Raw genomic sequence first — 20,595 nt, 5'->3', positions numbered from 1 at the left:
CTCTGTTAACTACGAGAACCAAATGATTATTTTTGTAATCGAAGCTTCGACAGCTTTTGAACCACTATTTATTCCCTCTATTTATTACTCTCTTTTATGGCTCAACAGTTAGTGACCATGTAAGTTTTGTTGAATAAGCTTTAGCTTGTGCTTTATCTGATGCTGGAACATTTAATTGTACGTCATCGTATCTTGCATCTAAAGCTGGTGCCGACGTTGCTTTTGAGCCATAGTGACTTTCATCATAATTGTTTTTGAAAATAACTGATGAAATTGATCCATTTGTTGTTCCTTCATCTGTATCTAACAGTTTTGAAGAAAGAACACTTAATGTATCTGGTGTATCACCCACTACAGGAATCACTGCGTGACCATTTTCTGGAATAGTTACCCCAGTCACCATATTACTGGCATTTGCATCATTTAAATTGTTTGTAAAAGATTGATTAAAAATACGGATACGTGAATTTGTTAATTCATGATTGTTTACACTTTCTTTGAAAGTTCCATCTTGGCTAACTGATACATGCCAATTTGTTTGACGTTGTCCTGAAAAATCACCTACTTGAACGAATAAAGGTACTGCATATTTAGTTCCTGGCGTATTTTTATATTCAAACGATTCATGGATAACATCTAGGTCATCCCCTTTTGATTTCAATTCATTTGTTCCAAAGTCAAAGGTCGGCGCATGTAATAACTGTACCCCTTTTACTTGCGTTTTTTCGCCAATGATCTCAATCTCTTCATCGGTTCCTGGCTTGATAGGGTCTTGAATAGTGCTTGGTACTTCAAAATTTGCTTTTCCATCTGTCTTAGCAGAATTTGTTTCTGGTGCTGCTGATGCTGTTTGTGCTAGTGCAAATAAACTTGTTAATGCAATCGCCCAAATTCCGTTATATATCATTGATTTTTTCATTTTTTTCCTCCTTGATTAAAAAACAAAGTAAGTAAAATCCCATTTTATGATAATCTTACTCTTCTGATGGTACTCCTGGTTCAACGGTTAACGTCCAAGTCAATTGTGTTTTATAGTTTTTAGCTTTGGCTTGATCACTCGCTGGAACATTTAATTTTACGCCTTCGTAAGTTGCTGTTTCTTTGGTTTTTGTTGGATTATAGTCTGAAGCTACATAATCATTATTAAAAATAGCCGAAGTAGTTGATGCATTCGTGAAACCTTCTGCTGAATTTTTCAATACAGTTAATTCACCTTCTGTACCTCCAGCTACGGGAATAGCTGAATGATTTCCAAACGTTGTATCTGCTGTATCCAGACCTACACCTGTAATTTTTCCAGCTAGAGCTGCGCTATCATGTAATGAATTGGTGAAGGTATTACCAAAAATGCGAATACGAGTGTTTGTTAGTTTTGACGCATCTTCAGATGTAAAGGGTGTATCTTGCACAACGGATAAATTCCAAGTCGCTTTTTCATTACCGGAAACATCACTTACTTGAACAGAATGAGGCATATGAAAATAATTTTCTTCCCCTGATCCATCACTTTTCAATGTACGTTTTTCTGTGTACGCTGGATACTCGGTTGTTTTAGTACTTGTTTTATTATCTGTTCCAAAGAAAAAATTAGGTAGGTGTGTAACGTAGATTCCGTTATTATTCGGTAACGGTTTAGGATCACCTTTATCATCTTTGTCTTCTTCAAGATCTTCTCCGTCTTTAGGACCTTCTTCTGGTTTTGTCGGCTCTGGTTTTTCACCATGAATAAAACCAACTTCTCCTATCGTTTTAGCAGTTTCCAAATTTTCAGCAGTAGCAACTTGCGCACCTACTGATAACAACATACTACTTAATAATAGACTTGCTACTATTTTTTTCTTCATTTTTATTCCTCTTTCCTTGCTTTATTGTTAAACTAGACGTGTCGTCTACGAGCAACCCTGTTTATTTTTTTCTCTTTACCATTACAACTCCAGTGACTGTTAACGAGAATAGCCCAATAATGGTTAAATACATCAAGAACTCTTCTCCAGTTTTCGGTAAAAGACCGCTACTTTTCTTTGCTAACTCTTTGGATGTAGTTGGTTTTGGCTGTTTTAGTGTTGGCTTAGTTCCATCAATAAACCCTATTTCTCCACCTGTTTTTCCACTTGCTTGGGCAGTCACACCATTTGCAATGAACACACTAAACAGCATTAGAAACAGTAAACGAATAATGTTCTTTTTCATTTCTTGATCCCCTTGTCCTATGGTTCATGAACTAATTCCCAAGTGATTTCAGCTTGATAGCTTCCTTTAATTGCTCCACTGCCTTTAGGAACAAGCAATTTCAAGCCAGTTTTTTTATCGGTTTGATTCGCCAATTCTAGTTCATAATTGGTTTGTGGCCTTGCTATTTGATTATTATAGATTGTTGTACCATTCGCATCTGATATGATTTTATCCGATGTACCATTATTGTAAATGATTTGAGCATCTTTTAAGGTGCTACCATTTTTTACATGTTTAAATGGTTTAGACAAGGAACCATTTATAGTAAATTGCCCTCGTTTATACCCCTCATTAGGCGCCTTTTGCCCTCGTTTATCTGCAATATTCAGCTTAAATGGTTCTGTGGAAGCATATTCTAATAACTGATCTTCAGATTGAATAATTCCCGTCTTAAAAATCATTTCATTTGTTGCTCCTAGGACTACTTGTCCTTTAAAGACATATGTTCTTTCATTATCACCTACAAGTATTTCAACTGCTTTCTCGTCAGCAGGCGGGGTCAACAATTCATAGAGATCATTAGTTATCGCTTTAATAACTTTTGAAACATCTAATTCCGAGGTTAAATCAACAACTTGTTTTGGTTTTTTTAATAATGTGACAGCAGGTTCAATATCATTACCGTCCTCATCTTTAAAGTAAATGTTCAATTCTACTTCACTTCTACGATAAAACAACTTGATTGTTTGAGTTGCTTTTATATAGTTGCCTATCAATGGAGCACCTTCGAAACGGACATAATCAAAATCAGAGATAATCTCATCTGATAGTGGGTCAATTTGATACGTAGTTCCTATGACACCTGTCAATGTTTTGTCCGTTTTAATCTTTTGATTTGTTGCTTCATCATAGTATTGAATAACAATATTAGATTCATTAGGCTCTGCATAAACTTTGTACACATTCTTACTAGCATCAAATGTCATTTGTTTGCTTTTCTCAGTTAAATTACCACTTGTTCCATTAAAATCAAATTTCTGATATTTTTCCGATCCAAATTGTTCTTTAATGATTTCTAATGCCTCTTCTTTAGTTATCGTTTTCCCATATCTAATAGAAGATAAACGTTCATCTTTTAAAGAATAGTTATTTTTCCCGCTATACATTTTATAATTTGAACCTACAATTGTATCTTTCAATTCATAGTTTAACGGATCAGTTACAGCACCTGTTCCTTTGTACAGGTATACTTCAACAGCACTTTCTGTAAATGGTTGAAACAGGTTAGGCAGCAATTTAAAGGTTCTATTATTTTCATTATATTCAGGAGCTGCAAATTTCACCCCGTTTGTTACACTTCCTAAAGGACTGGTTGTCCCCATGACAGATGTTCCAATGTCCGTAAAAGTTATTTTAAACGAACCTAAATCAGCAATATCATTGTCTTTATTGTTGGCATTCGCTATAATTAGTTCTTTTTTAGTGGGTAAAGAAATCGTTGAGCCTCCTGCAGATTGATGAGAGTCCTCAATGTATGAAAATTCCTGAAGGTGCAACTCAGCTTTATAAGCTCTTGATGGGTTAATTGGTAATGCTTGTGTAAACATTGCGATAAAATCTTCTGTTATCGTAGCTGCATTTGAAGGAGGTGTTGGTTTAGGCTCAGTCCTGCCGGTGGCGGTTACTGCTAACCAATTCCAATTTTTTCTACCTTTCACCACATCGTCTTGCAACATATCATATGTATACCCCATCGCTTCCCCCCAAACTTCAACAGGTCCACCTGCCCAACGCGCTTTTTTGGTAATCGGGTTGTAATTTCCATTATGATCGTACCTCACGGCGAGATAAATTGGTCCTCGTTCACCAACTGGACTAAATGATGCAAAATCGGTCAGTATGTTTCGATAATCTATTACGGGATTATTGACTGTACTATTTGCTGGATATCCTGTAGCTGCTAATTGAAAGTCGGTCAGATACACAATTACTGGAACCGCCTCCGGATCCCGCTCTGCTTTCATAATAGGAACAACATATTTTAGATTTCCTACTTGATTATCCTCACTATTATCAACAGGTATGTTATAAGCATTTTTGATTATGCTTTCCCAACCAGGACTGTTCCCTATAAATCCAGTATCTAAATTTACATGGATAGCGCCATTTTGATTTGGAGAATTCAATCCAAATAAACGAACTCGACTACCAGCATAATTATTCAACACCAATTGAGACAATGTCGTGATCATATGTTTCGCATGTAACCGTGGCTGAGAAGCTGGAATCCCTTCACTCTGATAACCAGGTAATCCTTGTAGCATACCATTCATCGAACCAGACCAATCCAAAACAAACATAATATCATATTTGACTTTCTCATCTTCTGGTAAGGATAAAACAGTTGGTAAATCATACTCCAATTCGTATTCCCCTTTAGCATTAGGAAAATTATTCAACGATTTAATTATTGGATCATATTGATCAATTTTAGATATTTTTTCTAATTTTCGAACTGTCTCAACTAAAAGCATACGAGATAAATCTGAACTAATACCTGTTTCAGCAAGTAAACTGAACTGATATCCTTTATCTAATGCTGCCAATGATCCTTCTGTCCATTCTGAATTGCTTTTGTACGGTCTGTTTTTGTCCGTTCCTCTTTGTTTATCCAAAAAAACCTTAACTTCATCTTTGGCAACCGTCAAATCTGCAGCTTCCCAATTTTGATAGTTCGCGTTTTCAATAGCGATTGGAGTAAGAGTATTTTCTGCTTTGATTTGCGTTATATTTTTCAATATTAACGCACTTGTCAATAAAATAAATCCAACGCCTATTATCGCCAGTAAAACACCCTTTCTGCCCTTCTTATTTACAGTATTTATCATTCCAACCCCCTTCTGCTTATTAATGCTTATATAACCTGTACAGGTTATATAGATCTATTTCATTTTTAACAAACAAAAAATAAATCTCTTGCCAATTCTATCTTTATGTAATAACACCATCATCTTTAATTACGAACTTTCGTTCATTAATCAGTTCAGCTAGTTGTTATATCAGCACTTATATGTTCAAAATCTTTTCAAAACATGTGTAGTTTTTTACTATAATCTGCTCTACTTAACAATGAAACACTCGTTAATAACAATTCAATTTTTTTAATCTCTTTTTTTAAACAAAAATATTTCTTTTTTCTCTCTTTTTAGTTATACACTTTTTTTGCGTAAAAAAAAAATCATCATTTCCTCTAAGTAACGGAAATAATGATTTTTATTTTTAATAGTGCATGATATTATGATAGTTTTATTCAAATAACTACGCTAGCTATTTATTACCATGACTTGTTTCGACTTATTTTTTTTGTTATTTCTTTCAATATTGTTTCGCATAAGATATCAAAATATTGAGCATCAGAAAACGTTGGTACATACACCCTTAATGGATATTCTTCTTTGTCAGAATAATTTTTATCAGAAACAATCAAATCTGTTGATTCATCATGGAAATTGACGATTTCCACATTTTCGGCAAATACTTGTTTGATCTTAGCTTTCAAAATATCCGCCACATATACTTTTGAAATTTGAACATGTACACGAACTACAACAATATTCTCCAATTCCATTCTAGATATAAGGCTATATATCAACAAAAACAATTGATTTATCAATACATCCCCTTTTTCCCCATAGAACCACCGTTCGAAAAACTGATTATTAGGAATTTCTTGTTTCGTTGGATCTAGAATTTTTTTGACTTTTTCCAATAACTCTTTTTCATATTTTGTTCTAGAATAGTAGTTTTCTTCATCATAAACATATAAAAAATTTCTAGCATCAATAAAACTAAAATAGGCATATAATAAAAATACTGTCATCTCCTGCTCGATTAGTGAACGTCTTTCATCATCATTTTCAAAAAATTCTGAGAGGATGCTTTGGGTAAGATATTCCCTAGTCTCACTAAAGTTTTCCAAATGGTCGACACCAATACTCATTTCTTCCTCCAAGTACAGATTCGGCACAATCAGTTGCCCACGAAGACAAACAAAGAAGAAAAACTGAATTTCCTCTTCTTTATTTTTAAAATATGGACAATATGTATCGATATAACTAGCTATTCCTTTGTAAATACGTTCATAAGTACTCCCCTTTTTAAAATGAATAGTTGTTTTTTGATTCAAATAAAAACCTTGATTATTTCTAATTTTACAAATAAATAGTAATAGACAGATCATACTCTTTTTAGAAGGATCAAAACGGATTTTATCAAAAAAAACTTCTGTTAAGGAGCGTTCTATATCACGATAGGTTTCTTCTGAAAAGAACCACTTAGAGTGCGCATAAGAAAAAAATAAAAAGTAAAAATTACGGATACGATACTCTTCACCTATCACAGTATTCTCTTTAGATAACTTAAAATCAAATCTTTTCAAAATTTTCTTCAATTGACTTTTATAACGTACAAAAGTTGCCTCACTGATAAAATGAGCTTTACAAATTCTATTTCTATCCAGATAACCACGCAAAAATAGCTCTTTGACCATAATGTAAATGACAGATTTTTCTAAGTAAAAAAATGCTGCATCTGCTAAAGAAATATTAGAAACAGTTATTGAGTTGATTTTACCGTTCTCATTATAATCAACTCTCATTTTCGTTTCATCGAGATATGTATTATCTTTTAAAGATAGTACGATTCCCCTCACTGTTTTGTCAGAGAAACCTGTTGCAATGACTAGGTCAGATATTTTTACTTCTCTTAATTCTTTAATCAGATATGCTAATACTTCTATTTTCCTATTATCTATATCACTAATAAATAACTTCAAATAACCTCAACCTCTCTTAGTAACATAAACTTACTTGATTCTGCTTTCCACGTCCAATGATCTTCACACATTATATATTTAAAAAACAAAATAATCACTAGACTTTAGAAAAAAATATTTTTTTCTACTATTTTTTAGAATCAAATAATTTTAAATTGAAATATCTTGCATCTCCCAAAAAACATATAATTAAAAATATTTAGAATAAAAACAACAGAAATAATGTAAAATAAAAAAAACAACGCGAATTATTTACCGATAAATAAAAAAAAAGATTTGGTTATTTCAAAAATATGTTTTTTTATAATTGCTTAACTGTAACTATGAAGCCTATGCAAAACATTATCTTCTCATTTTCCTCTTTGAGAGTAGCAGAACATTGTGATATACTAGTAATGCTTTGTTTTACAGTATTTATATCGTAAATCCGTTATGAAAGGAGTGAAACTATTTTGGAAGAAGAATACTCACGTCGTAAGCAACAACGTCCAGCTTCAGCATCAAAAAGCATCATTTTCATTGTTATTTTATTGTTGTTTATAAATACACTAGCATTGGGCTTTTTGCTCTTTTTAAACGTTCAAGCTGGCTCAAAACAAGAAAAACAATTAAATAGTATAGAAAAATTAGTCAGTCAGCTAGACTCCCCATCAGAGGCAAGTAACCCATCTACTGTTACCGATAATACAGAACACAACGTTCCTGTTAGAGAAAGTTCTACGCAAATGAGCAAAATAGAGGAATCAAGTTCGACTACTGAAAGAAACAATCAACAAGTCCAACCTTCCCTCTCTTCATCAGAAGCTGTTGAACAACAAACTGAACGCTCAACGGAACCACCAGTAGTGCCTGCCGCAACGACCTACACTGTTCAGTCTGGTGATACTCTCTCGGTGATTGCTGAAAAAAACAAACTATCTCTTCAAGATTTGATGTTAAAAAATAATTTAACTGATTCCACCGTTTATATCGGGCAAGTATTATCATTACAGTAAGCAACTATTTTCTCTACATACATTTATCGATATGATTACACACAGCATAAAGTACAGAACAAAACTTTACTCGTTTTGTTCTGTATTTTTATACTATTCTCTATCCATAAACACTTATGCCACTTCATACGCTTCTGCCCCAAGAACTATTAGATATGATAAAGATCAATTTATTGTAGCAGGAAGCCCTAGTCAAATTAGAGGAAAATATCACACGGAATATTATCGAAACTATATGTATACAGGGTACGTTAACCCTTCATTCATTTCCAAAGTTGGTATGAATACTTATAGAGTAAGATATTCAGGAACCTTAACGCGCTTAGGAAATTAAGCAAGACATGAAAAAAAACCGCCCTTAACCATAGAGCGGTTTTTTCTATATGTGATTCAAATTGCAGCAACACTACTATAAAACAAGTAGTTGACTTTACTCCTACGTCTAGTCGTGGTCAGAAATTATTAGACTTTTACGTTTAATAATGATTTATTTTAAAGCTTAAGTTTTTTGGAATTGTAACTTCATCTTTTGACTGAATAAATGAGATAATCAACTCAACGATTTCTTCTGCCCCTTCATTGATCACAGGACACTCCTTATAAACTGGAAAACCTCCGCCTCCACTTGCACGATAATCGCTTAAAGCAATCGTAAATTCATCAGTATCTTTAATTTTTTCATTTTTATAACGCAATTCCATTACACGATTTCCTGCCTTTCGACAAAGGTCAATCGTATAATCAATACCTACAAAAAAATCAAAATGATAATGTTCAATTTTAGGATACAAGTAACTTGGCGAAATAATCACTTCATTTTGTTCATTTAAACGAAAATAATCTGCATTTTTATCTACAACCTGTTTCAATTGAGCACCAGTGATTTTTAGTGTAATCAACTGATTCGTGTATGGATATGTTGCAATGACATCCCGCATCGTTACATTTTTATGAAATCCAGGAGAGGTGTTAGCTAAGGAAACCACTGCAATTTGTGCGTTACTTGCTTGTAACTGAACTGCTCCAATCAATTCCACAACTGGGCTACCAAATAGAGCCATATCCAACTTATCACCAGCTAGCGCATCACTATCCAGTTTTCCAATCGTTTGGTCCAACCAATTTTGTACCTTCGTTTCCAATGGCTTCAATTTGTTAATTAAATTAGACTCTGGCGCCCCAACTGGCATACCGACATTAGATGTTATTGTTAAATTATTCTGTTCTTTTTCAATATCGATTTCAAAATAATTTAACCCGTTTGATGAAGGCTGTACAATATAAGTTCCATGTAGTAATTGGCCTTCAATCAACAAATGCTGATGTCCTGTCAATAATAAGTCAAAGTCAAGCTCTTCACAGATTTTATACCCAATGTTTTCACTTGTTTTAGATAAGATTTCCCCTGATTTCACATCTCTTTCAAACCCACCGTGATAAATACAAATGGTTAGATCAACTTGTGGCTTTATTTCCCCCAGCGCTTGCTTCGCTGCTATAAATGGATCAGATATTGTAATATCTTTAATGTTTTCTGATTTTTCCCAGACGTTGATGTAGTCTGTCACTACACCAACTATACCGACTTTTAAACCGTTTGCTAAAGTCTTGATCGCCCATGGATATTTTTTCTTTTCACTCTTTGCATCCAATAGATTTTCGCAAACACATGTAGCATCTAATGATTCTAAGTACTTATATAAATAACTTGTTCCATAATTGACGTCATGATTCCCCAATGTTACAAAATCATATCCAGCGCTATTCAATACCTCTGCTTGAGGGAAACCTTCTTCTGGATGCGTTTGACAATAAGTTGCCAATGCTGAACCTTGCAACATATCTCCGCCATCTATAATCAAGGTATTCTCATCTTTTTTAAAATTGGGAATGCACTTTAAAAGTCCTAGATTTTTTTCTCTTGTATCAGCATAATTGGTTGGGAATAGATAACCGTGGATATCGGATGTATAGTAAATTTTCATATGTTGTTCCATTTAAGTTCACCTCAAATCTAAATAAGTACTTATTATTCATGATAGTTATATACACTAGCAATATATTCATCGAAAACATTATATATATAGTTCGTTTCCAAACGATAGCTTGGAAACAGCTTCTCATTAGAAGTTATACGATAATCTGATTGATCAGGTAGGATTTGGCCGTTCTCTAACTTTATCCCTTGAACCTTTTTGCTTAACAATAGTTCGCTCAATTCTTTTTTCGACACATGATAGGTCGAAAGCGTATAAGGTGGAATAAAACTGGTTAAAAAATCACCAATTGTTGTCCCTTTGAGGGACACAGCATAAAAAGTATTTGAGACCTTTTTTGCTAAATACTGATCAAAAAAACTTATATCAAGATCTTTTCTTAACCACTTTTCATATTCATTTTTATTGTATAAATGATAACGAGCTGCGGAGTATTGTTTTGTCTCTAGTAATTGTGCTTTTTTCGAAGTTACTTGATTTGCGTGAATTGCAAAAGTCAATTCACCAACGTAATTCCCTCGATACCCAGGCTGTACAAACGCAGTATTGTTTAGTACTCCTGAATTGACACGATGTTGATGACCACAAATCACACCATCAATTCCAGAAATTTCACTAATGATTCGATAGGTTTGATCTTCGCCAGTATCATACTGGGTCGGATTCCCTGTGATCATATCTCGTTCAATTCCACCATGATAACTTACAATCAACACATCGACCTGCTCGCGGACAAGTGGGACCCATTGTTTTAAACTATCCATCACATTGATAAATTTAAGATCTTTGATTTGCTCGTAATCCGAAATTTGCGCCATCGCGCTAGTAACCACACCAATTACCCCGACTTTGAGTTCTCCACGTTCAATGATTGTATATGGTTCAAAAATCAATTCATCGTCCAAATCCAAAACATTAGCACACAGATAATGTCCTTCAAATGCAGCAGCTTGACGTTTTAAAAATTCGATACCATAATCAAAATCATGATTTCCTGGAACCATTACGTCAAATCCAATTTTATTAGCAAGCTCAATCAAAGGTGAGATTGCTGTAGTTGTATTAAAAAAAGTAGTCTGTGGACTACCTACTAAAAAATCACCATTGTCGATCAAAATCGGTTCATGGTAATCTTCAACAATTGCAGGAAGAGAACAGATACCATTCTCTTCGCTTGCAGTTGCCGTGAAAAAACCATGGACATCCGTTGTACCTAATATCGTTAATTCATCCATTTTTTTATCCTCACGTATTACTGTAATTTTTTGCGCAAATAGCCAGTAACAGCATCGATCAAGAACACTGTAATAATAATGCCAAACAAAATGATCCCCACTCTGCCCCAATTTCTAGCTTGAATCGCGAAGATCATCGGCGCACCGATTCCACCAGCACCGACTAAACCAAGGGTTGCTGCACTGCGGACTGCGATTTCAAAATGATTCAATGCTAGCGATAAAAAGGTTGGAATCAACTGTGGCAAGCGTGCATAAAACATTGTTTGCCAAAAATTAGCACCTACAGCTGTCATTGATTCTACTGGCGCTTCGTCCATCGACTCAATTTCTTCTGTATATAATTTTCCTAACATCCCGATTTGATGAACACCAATTGCTAATACTCCAGCAAACGGTCCAGGTCCTACCATCTTTACAAATATGATCGCATAAACAAGTTCAGGAAAGGCTCTTAATACATTACAAATGAACTTACCGATTTTAGAAACGATCGTATTGGATTTCCATAAATTATGGGCGCTGATAAACGTTAATGGTAAAGCTAAAACTGTCGCAATCATAGTACCTAAAAAGGCAATGCCGATCGTTAATAACAATAAACTTAGCAAATCTTCGCCGCTACCATCATAAACATAACCCCAATCTGGCTGGAACAAACCAGAAAAAACAGTTTTAACCATATCAAAAGACATATTCCCAGCTTCTGAATAATCAATACCCACTGCTGAATAAAGAATAATCACTAAAACAATGAAAATTGGCAAATAGCTTTTTACCTTCCGATTTATGCTCATTATACCAACCTCTTTCTGATAATTTCACTGATCCAATCGATTGTTATCACTACAACTAAAATAGATAGAATAATAATTGACACCCGATCATAACGCATCAAACTCAATGAAGAGTTCAAAATCACGCCAATACCACCTGCCCCAACATAGCCTAGAATCGTTGATGCTCTGATATTCACTTCAAAAGCATACAAAGAATAACTGGCAATTTGGTGAGATATTTGCGGTGCAATCGACCAAAAAGCAATTTGTGTCTTCGTTGCACCAACTGATTCGGCTGCTTCTATCGGTCCATGATCGATCGTCTCGATTGCTTCATAAACCAATTGAGAAACCATCCCAAATGTAAAAACCGCAATCGTCAACACACCTGTAAATTCACCAATCCCAAACATTGCCACAAACAAGGCGGCCAACAATAAGTTAGGAATCGTCCGAACAATACTCATCAAAAAACGAATAATCGTTGTCACAAAAAAGTTTCTAGTAACAACTGTTGTTGCTAGAAATGAAAAAGGTACAGCAAAAACGACGCCAAGTGTTGTACCCACTACCGACATTTTAATTGTTTTTAACATCGGTTCAATAATTTTAGGAATATAATGCCAAGCAGGGCTGAGAAAACGTTGTAAAAAAATTCCCATTTGGTCTATATTATTAAAAACATCCGCCAATTTAGCACCTGTTAGGCGAGCACTTGAAATTACACAAATAAGGACTAGCGCTAGAATAAATAAATGCTTGTATAAGTCACGATGAATCGTATCTTTCAACTTCATTGCGCGGCACCTTCAGTTTGCTTCAAAATATCTGCACCGTAGATACTTGTTAGGACTTCGTCTGTTGCCTCTGCCGCGGTTCCATCAAAAACAACTTCTCCATCACGTAATCCTATGATTCGGCTAGAAAATTCACGAGCCAAATCAACCGAATGAAGATTGATTACCACAGTATGGTTTAAATCTTGATTGATTTTCTTCAAATCTTTCATGATTTTCTGTGTTGTGATTGGGTCTAGTGAAGCTACAGGCTCATCAGCTAAAATAATCGATGCTTGTTGAACCAGCGTTCGTGCAATAGATACACGTTGTTGCTGTCCACCACTTAGCTCGTCACTTCGTGAGTGCAACTTATCAGCTAAGCCAACACGTCCCAAAGCATCATTTACTAAAGCATAGTCATCTTTTGAAAAAATCCCGAAGATACTCTTAAATGTTGAATAATAACCTAATCTACCTGAAATAACATTTTTTTGAACAGAGCTTTTTTTAACTAAATTGAAGTGTTGAAAAATCATACCGATATTTCTGCGGATTTTTCGTAAGTCTCTCTTATTTGCTTTTGTAATTGAAGCACCATCGATCGTTATGTTGCCTTCACTGATCTCATTCAAACGATTGATCGAGCGCAATAAAGTACTTTTGCCAGCCCCACTTAGTCCAATAACTGAAACAAACTCACCATCATCAATCGTTATATTAATATTTTTAAGTCCTTTGACCCCATTATTGTAGGTTTTTGTTACATTTTCAAACTGAATCATGATTTCTCCTTTTAATAAAAAAATAGAAAAGCTGAACAAGTTTTGTTCAGCTTTTAAGTCACTCATTAAGGTAGCAAAGCTTTATTCTGCTGCTTTTTCTGTATATTCTTCAACTGTATCGTAATTTTTATCATCCGCTTCTACATAGCCTTTGTGTCCCCACATTGCCATCGCTTCAGCACCTTCTGAGTCTTTAGGCATCGCTAGGAAAATGTCTTTGACTTTCGCTTGTAAGTCTTTATCCATTTTCGGCTGAACGGCGATTGCATCATTTGGAATGTCGCCTTTTGTTAAATATAGGACTTTTAAATCTTTGAATAAATCGTCTTTTTCAAATTTCGAGGCAAACACATTTCGAGCGCCTTCAAAAACAAAACAAGCGTCTTGTTGCCCATTTAATACAGCTGTAATCTCACTTGGGATATCATTAACAGTCGTTAACGTGACATCTTTGGTTGGGTCGATTCCTGCTTCTTTCATTTCAACAACTGGATAAATATATCCGCTAGCTGAATTTGGACTTAAACTAGCGATTTTTTTTCCCTTCAAGTCTTTTAAAGAATCAATTCCACTATCTGCCCTAACTAAAACTTCCCCTTTAAATGTACTAGACAACTTATCTTCTTCTGGTTTTCCAGTTTCACGGTTAAAGGCTCCTAACTCAGAGGATAAAATCGCTGTTGCTGCTTTTTGATTACGGGCTTGAACATATGCAGATGGCGGCATAATCCCAATATCTACTTTGCCTGATGCCATTGCTTCGACGATTGTTGAATAGTCTGTTGCCAAAGTAACATTGACATCACGACCTAATTTTTCTGATAAATATTTTGCGAAAGGTTTCGCTTTTGCTTCCATTGAGCCATCGTTGTTGGTTGGAACAAATTGTAATTCTAGTGGTTTCGTATCATCTGCAGCTTTTTTATCGCCACTTGCCCCACATCCTGTAAGCAATCCTACACTCAAACCAATAACAGACAGCAACCCTAACAATTTCGTTCTCTTTTTCACTCTTTCCATCCCTTCGCATTTCGATATTACTAAAGCTGAAACCAGTCTCGTACTCTAGCTATATCCATTGTATTTTAGTGGTGTAAATTTATCATAATAATGGAGTAAATATTGTGTAAATTTTTCTGAAACCTACTTCACTATTATTTTTGTAAAAACATAGAACATACGTATGATACCTTTCAGTAAATTTCACTGTTTTTATCATTAAAAACGAATGTATCAAACTAAAATTAGTATAGCATAACTTCCAGTTTTTTCTAGACCAGTTTTCATTTTTCGCTTATTTTATTCTCATTTATTTTTTTGTAAAAAGGTAAAAAAACCTTTATCCTATGGTTTTCTTTATGTTTTATTACTAATTGTTATTGCCCGTTTACATAAAACCATTGTGATACTTCCAGCTTAATTTATCTATTCTCACTAAAACACTGCAAGCATAATGGCTTTAGCTTCGTTATGCATCATTTTCTCGATAAAAAGGTACGAAAGATAATTATGTAACTAGTGATCAAATAATGACATCATGAATACAACACAATTAATTTTTTATAATATGCTTTCAACATTGGCTAATCGAAAATAAAGAAGTTATTTATGAAAATTTCAAAAAAATTATTGATCGAAGGAAAAAAGACCCTAATAAATCTACCTTCACAGCTTGCGACTGTTACCTGATCAATACAATTGATGAACAAAAAGTTGCTACACACATAATAATCGAGTTTTTCCATTTTTCTGTTTTCAATTACCTAATCTTTCAAGATATGCAATTGCAAATAATAAAACAAATGTAGGAGCTGAGGTAGGCTTAAGAACCCGTGGTGCTTTATACAAAAAATAATAACTATTTGCTCTGCCAATGTTGAAAATGAGTACAATTTAAAAAGATGAGTCTGGAATCCGAATAAACGGTGGGCGCAAAAGCAACTCCTTCTTGTTTCTCGGAGTTAAACACTTCGGTCCCAACCTCATCTCTTTTAGTTTAAAATTATTTTACTGGATACATTTGATCCACCAGTTTTTCAATTCCTTCTAATGATTGGTACCCATAACCAAACATGTAATTATAATCTACCGCATAGATCTTTTTATTTTTGACTGCTTTCATACTTGAAAGTTTTTGATTTTTCGACACAGCTTCAATCATTTTCTCACCAGAAATTCCATCTTTCATCGTACCCCAATCAGCTACTATCAGCACGTCTGGATCAGTTTCGATCAGTTTTTCTATGCTGACATCGCCTCTCTCATCTTTAAAAACATTTTCTAGTTTCACCATTTTAAAAATATCATTAAAAAAAGTTTCGTTGTTTGCTGGATAAACATATAATTCTTCTGGATCTGTTGTATGAAGATAAGCAAAAGTTTGATCGTCTTTGATTTTATCTAATTTTTTATCAACTGTTGCTTGACGTTCTTTCAACTCTGATTTAAATGCATTTGCTTTTTCTGTTACATTGAAAACTTTACCTAAATTATCAATATCATCATAAACTGAGCCAAATGTCCCACCTGTGACAGAAGAGTTCAAAACAAAAGTTTTTATTCCCATATCATTTAGCGTATCGACCGTTCCTACGCCCCAATCCTGGTTATCAAACAATCCTCCACGACCATATATCAAATCAGGATCAACACTTAATGCCATTTCTTTACCTATATAATCCGTTGATAAATGATTCAATTCATTAAATTCTTTCTCAACTGCTTTATCTGCTTCACCAAAAACAGCCCCTACACCGACGATTTTATCTTTTAAACCTAAGTGCAGCAATAACTCTGCAGCAGGTTGCGTATTTGCTAAAACTTTCTCAGGTACTTTATCAAATATTTGTTCTTTCTTCTGCCAGCTTTCTGCCCCTTCTGCTTTAGTAAAATTTTGTATGCTCACAGGATAACCTTTACTTTGATTATCTTCAGCATTTTTTTGGTCTTTTGGTCCGCAACCTACTAACATTGTTAAACCTAATAAACTAATAATAAGTGCTTTTTTCATTTTTCGCTTCCTCTTCCTATAGTTTAATTCTAGTCTTTAGTCTAATGAATAGGCAAAACCTAAATGATGCGTCACTGGATTTTGATAGATTGTACACTTGACACCATAAATCTCTTCTATTAATGCGGCTGTCAATAGTTCTTCTGGTCTTCCTTCAGCAATGATTTTCCCAGCTTTCATCGCATAAATGTAGTCACAATAATGTGCAGCTAATTCTAAATCATGAAGTGCCGCCAAAACACCTATTCCTAGATTTTTCACACAATTCAGTATTTCCAATTGATAACGAATATCTAAGTGATTAGTTGGTTCATCAAGAATCATATAACTCGGCTGCTGTGCAATCGTCCGAGCTAAAATTACGCGTTGTTTCTCTCCGCCAGATAATGATAAGAAACTGCGATCCGAATAGCTGGTCAAATTGGTCTTAGCTAAAGCGTCCATCACGATCTCACTATCTTCTTGCGTATCTGACTCTAATAATTTTTTATGCGGTGTTCGTCCCAATAAAACCATCTGAAAAACGTTTAGGTCAAAATTTAGTTCATTAAATTGATTGACCACACCAAGTTTTTGCGCAACTTTCTTTTCTGATACAGACAACAAATCCAAATCATCTAAAAATACACTGCCAGCCTGTGGTTTGATCCCTTTGTAAATTCCTTTAAGCATCGTAGATTTACCACAACCATTAGCCCCAATAATGCCCACGAACTGTTTCTTTTGCGTTTGAAAAGAAATGCTTTTAACAATCGACTCCTGACCAATCTTGATTTCTAAATCTTTTACATGCAGTTCCATTGTCAGCCTCCGAAATTGTAACCTTTTTTTACGATAATATAAATGAATAATGGCGCACCAATCACTGAGGTAATGATCCCAATCGGCAGTTCAACATTTGGAATGATGATTCTTGAAAGAACATCTGCCCAAATCATAAAAAGCGAACCCGATAACGCAACGATTGGTAATAGACGTTTATGGTCAGAACCAATCAATCCGCGAATAATATGAGGAATGATCAATCCCACAAAGCCAATCATTCCAGAATAAGCCACAATCACGCCCGTCAAAAGAGCTGCTAACAATAAATACAGTTGACGATATTTACTTAAGGGAACACCTAAAGTGATTGCCGCCTCATCTCCTAATAACATGACATTCAAAATACGATGTTGAAATAAAAAGAAAACAGTAACCACTGCAACAGTAAGTGATAAAACCGCCAACTTATTCCAGCTAGCCGATGCCAAGCTTCCCATAGCCCAAAAGGTCACCGTTTTCATACCTTCTGCATTATTCGCCAGATAAACAATAAAACTGGAAATCGAGCTGCACAGCGCACCAATGACTGAACCTGACAAAACGAGTTTAACAGATGTCATTCGACCGCCGATACCTGATAAAATCAGCACGCCAAAAGCTGCCACCATAGCGCCTATAAAAGCTCCAAAAGCCAAACCAAACTGAGAAAAAACACTTCCTGTGCCAAACCCAACTAAAATTGCAAAGGTCGCCCCAAGGGAAGCCCCAGAAGAAATACCTAAGATATAAGGATCCGCAAGTGGATTTTGAACGACAGCCTGCATCACAGCTCCTGTGATAGCCAAACCCATTCCCACAAAAACAGCTAAAATCACTCGCGGCGTCCGCACAAACCAAATAATATTTATCGCGGAATTACTGGTAATATTCTCTAAAGAACCTAACCTGCCACCAGATACTTTGGTCAATAAAATCTGAACGATATCTTCCACTGAAATATTCGCTTGTCCATTAATCAAAGAATAAACAATCGAAAAGAAAATAAAGACGACTAGAACTAAAAGAATAAATGGGTAATAATAGGTTGTTTTAGCTTTAATCTTGTTATCATTCGTCCTCGTTACTTGCAAAAAAATACGCCTCCTGTGTACCGGGAAAATCTTTACTCCTCATTACTTTCACTCACCCTAGCCAATTTACCAGATAGGTGAGTTGTCCAATCTGTCACTGGTTTTCTACGACTTGTCGGTAATTTCATCTTTTTATCTACTCCACTAATATCAAGTAAACCGATAATTTGTCGATCAGCTTCCACACCAACAGCTTGTTTAAATCCTTCATCAAAAATGACTGGAATAGTTCGCCAAGTCACACCGATTTCCCTTGACCAAGCAGCTAGTTGAAAGTTTTGAATAAAAGCTGACACAGCTCCAATTGCTTCCAAGTTCAACTTTTCACTTTCGCAAATAGGCGCTGTGACGATCAACGTCAGAGGAACATCTAGAAAATAGTCACTCGTTCTCTTTTTAACCTTCTCTACATTTTGCTGATCATAACGAGCCCAGCTATCTAAGCGATCATAGCTGTCCATGATTTTTTCTACGAATAACTGACGGTCCTGTACATCCTCAACTACAATAACTTCCCACGGTTCTTCTTTGGAATGGTACGGGGCATAACTAGAACTTGTTAATAGTTCATCTATAACTTCCATAGAAATCGCTTGACCCGACACTGTTCGAATCGTTCGGCGCGCTCTAATGACTTGCTCTACTGAATCAATGTTCATCCTCTTGCTCCTATTCTTTTATCATTTTATGCTTAATAGATCTGTAAAATAAAGCTTCATATCAATTGATAATGAAAATCATTATCAATTAGAAATTAAGAGTACCATTTCACTATTTTATTTGCAAGTCTCATTTCTATTTTTTAGAGCAAAAAAACTGTAGACCAGGCTACGCCAAATCCTACAGCTTTTGTTGCTTATATTAGTGTAAATGACTTTTCTTGGGCATCTTTCACATCGGAACTAACAAACACAATAAATACTCCTGGTTCTGCAGCAAATGTCAGATCTTTCGTGTAAAATTTCAGCTCTTCTTTCGTTAAAGTGAAAACAACATCCCTTTCCTTGCCTGCTTCTAATCGTTTCATATGGTATATCCAAATTTACTAATCCTGCTTCAGCATTAATGCCACCTAAATAAAAACTTAGCAACACAAAAAAATAAACTAGCAGACGCTTTTTCATTCTCTTCATTATACTTCCTTCTTTTTTAGTGTATGATTATTATAGCTAACATAACTAATAAAATACACTGTTTTTTTACTAAATAATTAGTAAATAAATAGTAAATAAAAAATACACACTATATAATTATTATTCATTTATCAAAAATCTTGAAAATAGTGTTTACTTATTGAGCCGTGTTAGTATACAGAACATACAGGGAGTATCTATATTGAATTGTATGTGCGTAACTAATTAAAAAAAATCAAAAATCAGGTGTCTTTATATATTAAGATCATATTTTACTATCTCTTTCCTTTTCATCCCTACCTTTTTCCATATATATATGCGATATTTTTTTTAAATCACAATAATTATATTATTCCATATAAAAAAGGACCGAGGCCCACTCTTTAGAGCTACACCTCAGATCCTAAAAAATTGAAAAACAACGCTTCTTCTAAACTCGTTCCGCTACTTAATATTACGTAATTGGAAAAACGAAACAATTTCGCCAATGCCCATAAAAATCAGAATACCTCCAAATAATTGGAAAAGCACTAGTAAACTACTAAATGGATTAAACGTTAAAACCAGTCCAGCTACGATCAAAATCACACTATAGATCAGCATAGGCATCCAGCTAACATTAACATAGGTCCGTAAATTCACTGATTGAATCGCACGAGTAACCCCAACAATCACGATGACTAGACCAAGGAAAATCGGTAAAATACTTACGATTCCTTTGGCAAAAACTAGCACGATCCCTGCAATCACTAATAAAACGATCCCACCTAGAAAACTCATTCCATATGTGCCCGTTGCTTTCTTAACTTTAAAGCCATCATAAAGATTCAGCACACCGATTATTGCAATATAAGCTGATATCAAGTAGACAGCAACTTGGAATACACTCCTTGGATTGATCAAAATCAACAATCCAAAAATCATATAAACAATTCCTCGTAACAGTGCATATTTTCTTAATTGCTCCATAACGTTATTCATCAT

General features: G+C 34.7%; 18 protein-coding genes. 1 reads left to right on the top strand and 17 read right to left on the bottom strand.

The window, feature by feature from the left end:
• Positions 1-94 precede the first annotated feature (94 nt).
• From AC4BB5_RS02895 to AC4BB5_RS02875, 5 genes are all read right to left on the bottom strand, one after another.
• Positions 95-919, bottom strand: a complete 825-nt coding sequence (locus AC4BB5_RS02895) for a WxL domain-containing protein (RefSeq protein ID WP_490457921.1) — start codon at positions 917-919, stop codon at positions 95-97.
• 55 nt (positions 920-974) lie between these two features.
• Entirely contained in the window at positions 975-1,844 is an 870-nt protein-coding gene (locus AC4BB5_RS02890) for a WxL domain-containing protein (RefSeq protein WP_490457920.1), read from the bottom strand.
• A 61-nt stretch (positions 1,845-1,905) separates the two neighbouring features.
• Positions 1,906-2,190, bottom strand: coding sequence for an LPXTG cell wall anchor domain-containing protein (locus tag AC4BB5_RS02885; RefSeq protein WP_490457919.1), 285 nt, complete (start codon positions 2,188-2,190; stop codon positions 1,906-1,908).
• A 17-nt stretch (positions 2,191-2,207) separates the two neighbouring features.
• Complete coding sequence (locus tag AC4BB5_RS02880) at positions 2,208-5,060, bottom strand: MucBP domain-containing protein (protein WP_490457918.1); 2,853 nt, start codon at positions 5,058-5,060, stop codon at positions 2,208-2,210.
• 446 nt (positions 5,061-5,506) lie between these two features.
• Positions 5,507-7,006, bottom strand: coding sequence for a helix-turn-helix domain-containing protein (locus AC4BB5_RS02875; protein ID WP_490457917.1), 1,500 nt, complete (start codon positions 7,004-7,006; stop codon positions 5,507-5,509).
• A 452-nt stretch (positions 7,007-7,458) separates the two neighbouring features.
• On the opposite strand from AC4BB5_RS02875, the gene AC4BB5_RS02870 reads away from it, so the two are divergent.
• Entirely contained in the window at positions 7,459-8,001 is a 543-nt protein-coding gene (locus AC4BB5_RS02870) for a LysM peptidoglycan-binding domain-containing protein (RefSeq protein ID WP_490457916.1), read from the top strand.
• Between the two features lie 476 nt (positions 8,002-8,477).
• On the opposite strand, the gene AC4BB5_RS02865 is transcribed toward AC4BB5_RS02870, so the two are convergent.
• The 12 genes from AC4BB5_RS02865 to AC4BB5_RS02810 all read right to left on the bottom strand — a co-directional run bounded on the left by AC4BB5_RS02865 (position 8,478) and on the right by AC4BB5_RS02810 (position 20,595).
• Entirely contained in the window at positions 8,478-9,998 is a 1,521-nt protein-coding gene (locus AC4BB5_RS02865) for a bifunctional metallophosphatase/5'-nucleotidase (RefSeq protein ID WP_490457915.1), read from the bottom strand.
• 32 nt (positions 9,999-10,030) lie between these two features.
• Positions 10,031-11,233: a metallophosphoesterase gene (locus AC4BB5_RS02860; protein ID WP_490457914.1), complete on the bottom strand. Its 1,203-nt coding sequence runs from the start codon at positions 11,231-11,233 to the stop codon at positions 10,031-10,033.
• Positions 11,234-11,250: 17 nt separating this feature from the next.
• Entirely contained in the window at positions 11,251-12,030 is a 780-nt protein-coding gene (gene phnE / locus AC4BB5_RS02855; RefSeq protein WP_490457913.1) for a phosphonate ABC transporter, permease protein PhnE, read from the bottom strand.
• Positions 12,030-12,809: a phosphonate ABC transporter, permease protein PhnE gene (gene phnE / locus AC4BB5_RS02850; protein ID WP_490457912.1), complete on the bottom strand. Its 780-nt coding sequence runs from the start codon at positions 12,807-12,809 to the stop codon at positions 12,030-12,032. The genes phnE (AC4BB5_RS02855) and phnE (AC4BB5_RS02850) overlap by 1 nt, the downstream gene beginning before the upstream one ends.
• On the bottom strand, positions 12,806-13,573 hold the full coding sequence (phnC, locus tag AC4BB5_RS02845) for a phosphonate ABC transporter ATP-binding protein (RefSeq protein ID WP_490457911.1): 768 nt from the start codon (positions 13,571-13,573) through the stop codon (positions 12,806-12,808). Before phnC ends, phnE (AC4BB5_RS02850) begins: the two co-directional genes overlap by 4 nt.
• Positions 13,574-13,654: 81 nt before the next feature.
• A complete protein-coding gene (locus AC4BB5_RS02840; protein ID WP_490457910.1) occupies positions 13,655-14,593 on the bottom strand; it encodes a phosphate/phosphite/phosphonate ABC transporter substrate-binding protein in 939 nt (312 codons plus the stop codon).
• 982 nt (positions 14,594-15,575) lie between these two features.
• Positions 15,576-16,583 carry an ABC transporter substrate-binding protein gene (locus AC4BB5_RS02835; protein WP_490457909.1) on the bottom strand — a complete coding sequence of 336 codons (1,008 nt, stop codon included), beginning with the start codon at positions 16,581-16,583 and terminating at the stop codon, positions 15,576-15,578.
• Between the two features lie 36 nt (positions 16,584-16,619).
• Positions 16,620-17,384, bottom strand: a complete 765-nt coding sequence (locus AC4BB5_RS02830; RefSeq protein WP_490457908.1) for an ABC transporter ATP-binding protein — start codon at positions 17,382-17,384, stop codon at positions 16,620-16,622.
• A 2-nt stretch (positions 17,385-17,386) separates the two neighbouring features.
• The gene (locus AC4BB5_RS02825; protein WP_490457907.1) at positions 17,387-18,478 is read right to left on the bottom strand and encodes a FecCD family ABC transporter permease; all 1,092 of its coding nucleotides are present in this window, start codon (positions 18,476-18,478) and stop codon (positions 17,387-17,389) included.
• Positions 18,479-18,510: 32 nt separating this feature from the next.
• Positions 18,511-19,137, bottom strand: coding sequence for a nitroreductase family protein (locus AC4BB5_RS02820; RefSeq protein ID WP_490457906.1), 627 nt, complete (start codon positions 19,135-19,137; stop codon positions 18,511-18,513).
• A 197-nt stretch (positions 19,138-19,334) separates the two neighbouring features.
• The gene (locus AC4BB5_RS02815; protein WP_490457905.1) at positions 19,335-19,505 is read right to left on the bottom strand and encodes a fibronectin type III-like domain-contianing protein; all 171 of its coding nucleotides are present in this window, start codon (positions 19,503-19,505) and stop codon (positions 19,335-19,337) included.
• 550 nt (positions 19,506-20,055) lie between these two features.
• Positions 20,056-20,595, bottom strand: a complete 540-nt coding sequence (locus AC4BB5_RS02810) for an HdeD family acid-resistance protein (protein ID WP_490457904.1) — start codon at positions 20,593-20,595, stop codon at positions 20,056-20,058.

It is taken from the genome of Enterococcus sp. AMC1252 (assembly GCF_058216515.1).
The sequence above is the reverse complement of the archived record's forward strand: the minus strand, read 5'-3'. Positions and strand labels throughout refer to the sequence as shown.